The following is an 8,900-nucleotide window of genomic DNA, read 5'->3' on the forward strand; positions in this document are numbered from 1 at the left end:
ATTTTTTGTTTTTATTTATAATAAAAAGACGCTCTTTTAATTAAAGAACGTCTTTATATATGATTTTCGTATTAGAAACAGACTAGTCTGCCATAGTAGCTCTAAATCCACCTGGAGCAAATACTGCATCCATTCTAGCTTTTTGACCTTCTGTAAACATATACATACAGCTATCGTCTGAATAATCCATAAAGTTCATAGTCATGTTAGCACTTCCACACTCAATTACTGGGTAAGTAGGACATCCTCTACTATTTCCATCAGCATCAGGAGTATCATCTACAAAGTCACTAGCACCACATCCACCGTCACCCCAAATGTGACGTAAATTTAAGTAGTGACCTACTTCGTGTGTTGCAGTTCTTTGGTTACGTCCAACAAAACTGTGTGCTAAAACTACACCATCAGTAGACCAACTACCACCTGGGAATTGTGCATATCCTAAGATCTGCCCTCCTCTATAAGGCATTACGTTAACAACCCAAACATTTAAAAATTCTTGTGGGTTAACAACATCACTACCTCCTGAAGAAGTGAACTTCATTGAATCATCTGGCCTCCAACTTCTTTTTTGCTTGTTTTCAACCCTAATTACATCTTCAATTACAAAATCGATATTCACATTAGTTTCTACTCCTGCAAACTCAGCTGGCATAGCACTTCTGTTAGGGTTTTGCATGTTAAAATCTTCATTTAACGCTGCAATTTGATCTTCTAATACCGATAGCGATAAGTTTTCACTTGCTTGACGATAAATTACATGGAAAACAACTGGAATTTGGATTTTTCCATTTACTAATCTTGCTGCTACTTCACCATTTTTTACCTTTTCGATATAACTAGCGGTAAAGTTCTCAATGTTTTCCATACTACTCTTTAAGCTAGGATCTTTAGCCATATTAGCATTTAAAACATCATTAGCAAAACATTGTTTTTCTGCTTTTTGCAGTGTTGTTGCATCTACTTCTGGTTCTGAATTTGGACTTTGTTCATTTGTTTGACAACCTACTAAAATTCCAGCAGCGATTGCCATGGTAAGAAAAATTCTTTTCATGTTGTGAAAAATTTAAAAAATTAGTTATTTGTAAACACTTTGTGTGTTCATTTGTTTTGTCAAAAAACGGATAACAAAACTTTTCAAAAAGAAGTTGTTAATTTTTTGCTTTTTTATCAGCAAATTGAAGGGTTTTTTAACGATGCCTAATATACACATATTTAAACATCCTCCAAAAATAATTTAAGAACTGGTTTACAACGTATTAAAACCTTTAAATATCGCTTATAAAACCATTTCTATCTAAGAAGATTTTCAAAACATTTTTTAAAAAATCAATAAAAAACGTCAATTGAAATAAATTACCATTCTAATTTATTTCAATTTTAATCAAAAAAGGCGCCTTAATAAGGCGCCTTTTTTATTTATGTAACTTGTGTATTTTACTTCAATTTTTTCTTAACAGCTACTTCAATATAAGCTTCGATAACATCACCTTCTTTAATGTCGTTATATCCTTTTATTTGAAGACCACAATCGTATCCTTTAGTTACTTCTTTAACATCGTCTTTAAAACGTTTTAACGAAGTTAATACGCCATCGTGAACAACGATTCCTTCTCTAATAATACGAATCTTAGAATCTCTTGTAATTTTACCTGACATAACCATACATCCTGCAATGTTACCTATTTTAGAAATTTTATAAACTTCTCTAATTTCAACATTACCAAGAACTTCTTCTTTCATTTCAGGAGATAACATTCCTTCCATCGCATCTTTCAAGTCGTTGATAGCATCGTAGATAATAGAGTATGTTCTAATGTCAACTTCTTCTCTATCAGCTACAGCTCTTGCATTTCCTTGAGGGCGTACATTAAATCCAACAATAATAGCATCTGATGCAGTTGCTAACAACACATCTGATTCTGTAATTGCACCTACACCTTTATGTAAGATATTCACTTGAATTTCTTCTGTAGATAATTTTTGGAATGAATCTGTTAGGGCTTCTACCGAACCATCTACATCTCCTTTTAAGATAATGTTTAATTCTTTGAAATCTCCTAATGCGATACGACGACCAATTTCTGCTAAGGTAAGTGTTTTCTGCGTTCTAACTGATTGCTCACGTTGTAATTGAGAACGTTTTGCTGCAATTTGTTTTGCTTCACGTTCATCATCAAACACATTAAACTTATCTCCCGCTTGTGGTGCGCCATCTAAACCTAAAATTGACACAGGCGTAGAAGGTCCCGCTTCTTTTACTTTTTTACCTTTATCATCAAACATAGCTCTTACTTTACCACTATGTTTTCCTGCTAAGATGTAGTCTCCAATTTTTAAAGTACCTGCTTGTACTAAAATTGTAGAAACATAACCTCTACCTTTGTCTAATAAAGCTTCAACAACCGCTCCGCTTGCATTTTTATTAGGATTAGCTTTTAATTCTAATACTTCTGCTTCTAGTAATACTTTTTCTAATAACTCGTCAACCCCTTGCCCTGTTTTAGCAGAAATCTCTTGAGATTGAATGTTACCTCCCCAATCTTCTACTAATAAATTCATAGCAGATAATTGTGTTTTAATATTATCTGGGTTAGCGTTAGGCTTATCTATTTTGTTAATTGCAAAAATGATTGGAACTCCTGCTGCTTGCGCATGAGAAATTGCCTCTTTTGTTTGTGGCATCACATCATCATCGGCAGCTACTACAATAATTACTAAATCGGTAACCTGAGCTCCACGAGCACGCATTGCCGTAAAGGCTTCGTGACCTGGTGTATCTAAAAAGGCTATTTTTTGATCTCCTACCTTAACTGCATAAGCACCAATGTGCTGTGTAATACCTCCTGATTCACCTTCTATAACATTCGCATTACGGATATAATCTAATAATGATGTTTTACCGTGATCTACGTGTCCCATTACTGTAATAATCGGTGCACGAGTGATTAAATCTTCTGGTTTATCTTCTACGTCTTCAATTGACTCTTCAACTTCGGCTCCAACAAACTCTACAGTATAGTTAAATTCTTCTGCAACAATAGATAATGTTTCAGCATCTAAACGCTGGTTCATTGTTACCATCATACCTAACATCATACAAGAAGAGATAATTTGAGTAACAGGAACATCCATCATCGTAGCAACTTCACTTACAGTAACAAACTCTGTTACTTTTAACACTTTACTTTCTGCTTGTGCCGCTTGTAACTCTGCTTCTGATTGTTGACGGTGCGCATCTCTTTTATCTCTACGATATTTAGCTCCTTTTCCTTTTTTAGATTTTCCTTGAAGTTTTTCTAAGGTTTCTCTAACTTGTTTTTGGATTTGCGCTTCTGTTAACTCTTCTTTTGGAGTAACGACAGGTCTTCTTCCTCCTCTTTGTCCACCGCGATTACCTCCACCACGATTTTGACCTGTTTTATTTTGACCTTGATTTGGTCTTGCTGCATTACCACCACCAGTTGCTCCTGCTGGTTTACTTATTCTCTTACGCTTCTTTTTATCAGCGTCGCTTGCTGCACCTTTGCTTTCTGGTTTCTTCTTTTTAGGTCTTTCAAATTGTTTTAAATCAATTTTTTGACCTGTAAAGTTAGGGCCATCTAATTTTTTATACTGAGTCTCTATTTTCTCAGCATTCTCTGCAGTAATTTCAACCTCCTTTTCTGGTTTCTTTACTTCTTGAGCTTTCTTTTCAATAGGCTTTTTCACTTCTTTAGGCTGTTCAGTTTTTGCTACTTTTTTAGGAGCTTCAACTGTTCTTTCTTTAGGCTGTTCAGTTTTTTGAGGCTCTGGTTTTTTCTCTTCGACTTTAACCGGCTCCTCAACTTTTATAGGTTCTTCTTTAATTTCTTGAACTGGTTCTTCTTTAATTTTTTGAACTGGTTCTTCTTTAATTTTTTGAACTGGTTCTTCTTTAATTTCTTGAACTGGTTCTTCTTTCTTCGGAGCTTCAACTTCTTCTTTTACCGTAGGCTCTACCTTTTCTTCAACTGCTTTACCAGTTTCAACATCTATCTTTCCTACTTTTTTAAGTTCTAACTTTTCAGCTTTGGCTTTTAAAACTTCTTGCTTTTTAGCTTCCTCCTCTAATCGTTTTTTCTCTTGCTCTTCTTCTAATTGCTGACGAATTGCCTCTTTTTCTTTTCTCTTTTCTTCGCTAACTTCTTTAGAGGCCACCTTTTTAGATTTATCTGTTTGAAAGCCATCAAATAAAATTCGATATTCCTCATCAGATATTTTAGTAGTAGGACGAGCTTCTATTTCATGACCATTCTTTGCCAAGTGTTCTACAGCCCTATCTAAAGAAATGTTTAATTCTCTTAAAACCTTATTCAGTCTTAACTTTTTGCCTTCAGCCATATATTGTTTAATACTTTTTTATTCAAAAAACACACTTTACACTTAGCATACTTAAATAAAAGTATAGTTATGTTTTTTTTCTTCTTTTTGCTAGCTTTTATATAATTATCTTACATAGGATGCTAGCTTCCTTACTTTATATTAGTCTTCGAATTCTTCTCTTAAAATTCGTTGAACGTCTAAAATTGTTTCTTCTTCTAAATCGGTTCTTTGTACTAGCATTGACACGTCTTTTTCTAAAACACTCTTTGCTGTATCTAAACCAATTTTCTTGAATTCTTCAATTACCCAAGCTTCGATTTCGTCAGAGAATTCTGTTAATTCAACATCTTCTTCTTCAATTCCTTCTCTTTGAACGTCAATTTCGTAACCTGTTAATTCACTTGCTAAACGAATGTTAACCCCAGCTCTACCAATTGCTTTTGATACTTCTTCTGGTTTTAATAAAACGTTTACACGTCCTTTCTTACCGTTTTTCTCTTCGTCATACATTTCAATCTCTACAGAAGTTACCTTCGCAGGACTTAATGCTCTTGCTACAAATAGCTGCTCGTTCTTAGTATAATTAATTACGTCAATGTTTTCGTTTCCTAATTCACGAACGATACCATGAATACGAGAACCTTTTACACCGACACAAGCTCCTACAGGGTCAATTCTATCATCATAAGAATCTACTGCTATTTTAGCTTTATCTCCTGGTATTCTTGCTACACCTTCAATGGTAATTAAACCGTCAAAAACTTCAGGAATTTCTTGTTCGAATAACTTTACTAAAAATGCAGGTGAAGTTCTAGATAGTATAATAGCAGGTTTGTTACCTCTTAATTCTACTGATTTTATTACTCCTCTAACTGCATCTCCTTTTCTAAAGAAGTCTGAACGAATTTGCTCACTCTTTGGTAAAACAATCTCATTTCCTTCGTCATCCAACAAAATTACAGCATTATGACGAATATGGTGCACTTCTGCACTATAAATTTCACCTTCAAGGTCTTTAAACTGTTTAAAGACATTTGTACTATCGTGCTCGTGAATCTTAGAAATTAAGTTTTGGCGTAATGCTAAAATAGCTCGTCTTCCTAAATCAATTAACTTTACTTCTTCAGATACATCTTCACCAATTTCAAAATCTGGCTCAATTTTTCGTGCCTCTGAAAGTTCAATTTCTTCATTATCATCTTCCGACATTCCATCTGCTACAACCACTCGGTTTCTCCAAATCTCTAAATCTCCTTTATCAGGGTTGATAATGATATCAAAGTTTTCATCAGACCCAAATCTACGTTTTAAGGCTGCACGAAAAACTTCTTCTAAGATAGACATTAATGTTACTCTGTCTATGCTTTTGTTATCTTTAAACTCCGAAAATGATTCAATTAATGCAATATTTTCCATTTCATTCTCTAATTAAAATATGATCTTCACTTTTGCTTCTTTAATATCTTGATACGCTAGTGTTTTTGTTTTCTCTACCGTATGCTTCCCTTTACCTATCGGCTTAGGTTCTCTTGTTTTCCATTGTAACGTGATATTCTCTTCTGTTACTTCGGTTAATGTTCCTTCGAATTCTTCAGTTGCTGTTTTAACTTTCAAAATTCGGTTGATGTTCTTCTTATACTGACGCTTAACAGTTAACGGATGTGCTATATCTGGCGTAGTAACTTCTAACGAAAAATCTTCTTCTTCTCTATCTAAGTTATGCTCGATTTTTCTACTAATACGAATACATTCACTTAAAGGTACCCCAGAGTCTCCATCTACTATTACCTTTATTTTGTTATCTGACAAAAATTGCAAGTCAATTAAATATAACGACTTATTTTCTTGCAAAGCTTCTTGTAATAATTCTTTAACTCGTTGTTGATTCATCTTATGTATAAAAAGAGGGGACTATCGTCCCCTTCATCTATCTGATTAATAAATTTGCTGCAAATATAGTAAGTTATTCATTAACATACAAATACAAATCCCTTTCTTTTTCACATTCTTTTTCGTACATTTAGATAACTATCTCTCTTAAAATCTTTCTATTATGAAAAAAATACTTGTTCCTATCGATTTTTCAAAGCCTTCAGAACATGCAGCGAAGCTAGCTGCTAAAATTGCTAAAAAAGCAAATAGTGAAGTTCATTTATTGCACATGGTTGAACTCCCTACCGGAATTATAGACTTGGGTATTGGAAACAACTTTAGCATTCCTGAAAGCATGTTATACATTAGAAAAGTTCGCGAAAGAATACTTGAATATAGGCAACAATATTTTTCTAATGACGAAAGTGTAAAATATGCTATTCGTTTTCAAAACCCTTATGATGGAATTTGTGATTATGTTAAAAAACACAATATCGACTTTATTATTATGGGAGCAAAAGGACATACTCCGTTAGAAGAAATCCTTATTGGCTCAAATACAGAAAAAGTTGTTAGAACATCTGAAGTTCCTGTATTGGTTACTAAAAAAAATGGAGAAAATTTTAACCCTAAAAATTTAGTTTTTGCTTCAAGTTTTAAACCAGAAAAAAACCAAGCCTTTGAACGTTTTTTAGAGTTTGCCAGTAACTTTGACAGCAATATTCATTTATTAAAAATTAATACTCCTCAAAGATTTGAGGACACTCTAAACACCAATCAACGTATTCAAAAATTCATTGACAAATATGACTTAAATAATTACTCTATAAATATTTATAACGATTCTTCAATTGAAAAAGGTATTCTGAGTTTTTCTAACAAAATTAATGCTGATATAATTGCCCTAGCCACACACGGTAGAAGTGGTTTATCTCATATTTTTAACGGCAGCATTACCAAACACTTAGCTAAAAAATCAATAAAACCAATGCTCACCTTTAAAGTTTAACCAAAACGAAAACGCTAAGATTAAATCTTAGCGTTTTCTATTTTTAATTGGTTTAACTTTTAAGAATAGGTTTAGAGAAGCTTATACTTTAAAACTATACTTCTCTAAACTATTCTATCTATAACTCAGATTACTTTCTTTTCTTCGGACGCATTGCTATAATTTTCTTATTAACAATACCTCTATCTGTAATCAACCTTACAATTAAAGCTTGATTTTGTACATCTGATAAATCTACTTTAATTTGTTCTTGGGTCCCTTTAATGTAAGAGTCATTTTCAATTCTCTTAATTAAAATACCATTCATACTATAGAATTCAATAGCAACATCTGTATCAAACTTATACTCATATTCTATAGTTATTTCATTTCTAAATGGCACAGGATATGCACTAAAGTTTGATTGTTCTTGCTGTTGAACGGTTTCAATAGCTTGCTCTTCACAATGTACTGAGCCTTCTGGAGTAAATGTTCCGTTATTATCTACAGACTCATGACATCTACAAACTTCTTCACATGTTACTGCATGAGCAATTATATAAATTGGTCCACTAGCTTCAATAGGCCCTACTGTATAATTCGATACGTAATCTAATTTACTTGTACTGAAATTATATTGTCCGGGAGCTACTGTTTCTTTGCCATTTTTAATAGGATATTTCTCGCATCCTATATATACATGCGCAACACTCATTACATATCCTTCATATAGATTATATTCTACTGATACATAACCATCTTGATAAGTGATTGTCACTTCTCCCGACTGTGCTCCGTTAGAAGTATCACATTGTGCTGCTCCAGTATACAACGGAATGGTATATACACCTTCGGTTTCAAAATAATTTGTCCAACCCCAACGGTTAAAGCCATCATCTAAGAAACAAGTATAATCATTTCCTCTTGCAAATGCAGTTCCACAATTTTCAAAAAGATCCATTTTAACTCCTAAGGTAACTGTTTCTGTTACGCTATTACCACAGTCATCTGTAGCCGTGAACACATAATCAGCATACATAGCACATCCTTCTGTTCTTTGATTTGTTGGATATGCGATCAAATCACCGCCTGTCGCACAATTATCTGTCCATTTGGCATTGAGCACTTCTGGTAATTCTGCATCACATATTTCATATGATTCAGGTAAATCAGTAATCACAGGATCGGTCATGTCGTAATCTCTAGATACTAAGGTAGTTTCGGTATCACTGTTTCCACAATCATCGGTAACCGTGAATGTATACAATCGGTACTGAGTACAGCCGTCTTCGCTGTCTGGTTGATCTACTCCACCATCGGATAGAATACCTTGACCTCCGGCTGAACAATTGTCTGTCCAATCGGTTGTTAAATTCTCTGGCCATGGTGTGTTACAACCTTCTAACTTATAATCGGGAACATCAACAATCTCTGGATCGGTCATGTCGTAATCTCTAGATACTAAGGTAGTTTCGGTATCGCTGTTTCCGCAATCATCGGTAACGGTAAACGTATACAATCGGTACTGAGTACAGCCGTCTTCGCTATCTGGTTGATCTACTCCACCATCGGATAGAATACCTTGACCTCCGGCTGAACAATTGTCTGTCCAATCGGTTGTTAAATTCTCTGGCCATGGTGTGTTACAGCCTTCTAACTTATAATCGGGAACATCAACAATCTCTGGATCGGTCAT

Annotated in this window: 5 protein-coding genes and 1 pseudogene; 1 reads left to right on the plus strand and 5 read right to left on the minus strand. The window is 34.1% G+C overall.

The features are described 5' to 3' along the window. Nucleotides 1-82: 82 nt before the first annotated feature. The 4 genes from DFQ07_RS15345 to rimP all read right to left on the minus strand — a co-directional run bounded on the left by DFQ07_RS15345 (nucleotide 83) and on the right by rimP (nucleotide 6,234). On the minus strand, nucleotides 83-1,054 hold the full coding sequence (locus DFQ07_RS15345) for a zinc metalloprotease (RefSeq protein WP_133538133.1): 972 nt from the start codon (nucleotides 1,052-1,054) through the stop codon (nucleotides 83-85). 383 nt (nucleotides 1,055-1,437) lie between these two features. Next, nucleotides 1,438-4,362: a translation initiation factor IF-2 gene (gene infB, locus DFQ07_RS15350; RefSeq protein ID WP_133538134.1), complete on the minus strand. Its 2,925-nt coding sequence runs from the start codon at nucleotides 4,360-4,362 to the stop codon at nucleotides 1,438-1,440. 141 nt (nucleotides 4,363-4,503) lie between these two features. Next, nucleotides 4,504-5,760 carry a transcription termination factor NusA gene (nusA, locus tag DFQ07_RS15355; RefSeq protein ID WP_133538135.1) on the minus strand — a complete coding sequence of 419 codons (1,257 nt, stop codon included), beginning with the start codon at nucleotides 5,758-5,760 and terminating at the stop codon, nucleotides 4,504-4,506. A gap of 12 nt (nucleotides 5,761-5,772) precedes the next feature. Then, nucleotides 5,773-6,234, minus strand: a complete 462-nt coding sequence (rimP, locus tag DFQ07_RS15360; RefSeq protein WP_133538136.1) for a ribosome assembly cofactor RimP — start codon at nucleotides 6,232-6,234, stop codon at nucleotides 5,773-5,775. A 163-nt stretch (nucleotides 6,235-6,397) separates the two neighbouring features. Between rimP and DFQ07_RS15365 the strand changes: the two genes are divergently transcribed. Next, nucleotides 6,398-7,225 (plus strand): universal stress protein, encoded by an 828-nt coding sequence (locus DFQ07_RS15365; protein WP_133538137.1) that lies wholly within the window; start codon nucleotides 6,398-6,400, stop codon nucleotides 7,223-7,225. 130 nt (nucleotides 7,226-7,355) lie between these two features. On the opposite strand, the pseudogene DFQ07_RS15700 reads toward DFQ07_RS15365, so the two are convergent. Next, nucleotides 7,356-8,900 (minus strand): annotated as a pseudogene (locus DFQ07_RS15700) (T9SS type A sorting domain-containing protein); the annotation flags it as partial.

This window comes from Tenacibaculum caenipelagi, from assembly GCF_004363005.1.
GTDB lineage: Bacteria > Bacteroidota > Bacteroidia > Flavobacteriales > Flavobacteriaceae > Polaribacter > Polaribacter caenipelagi.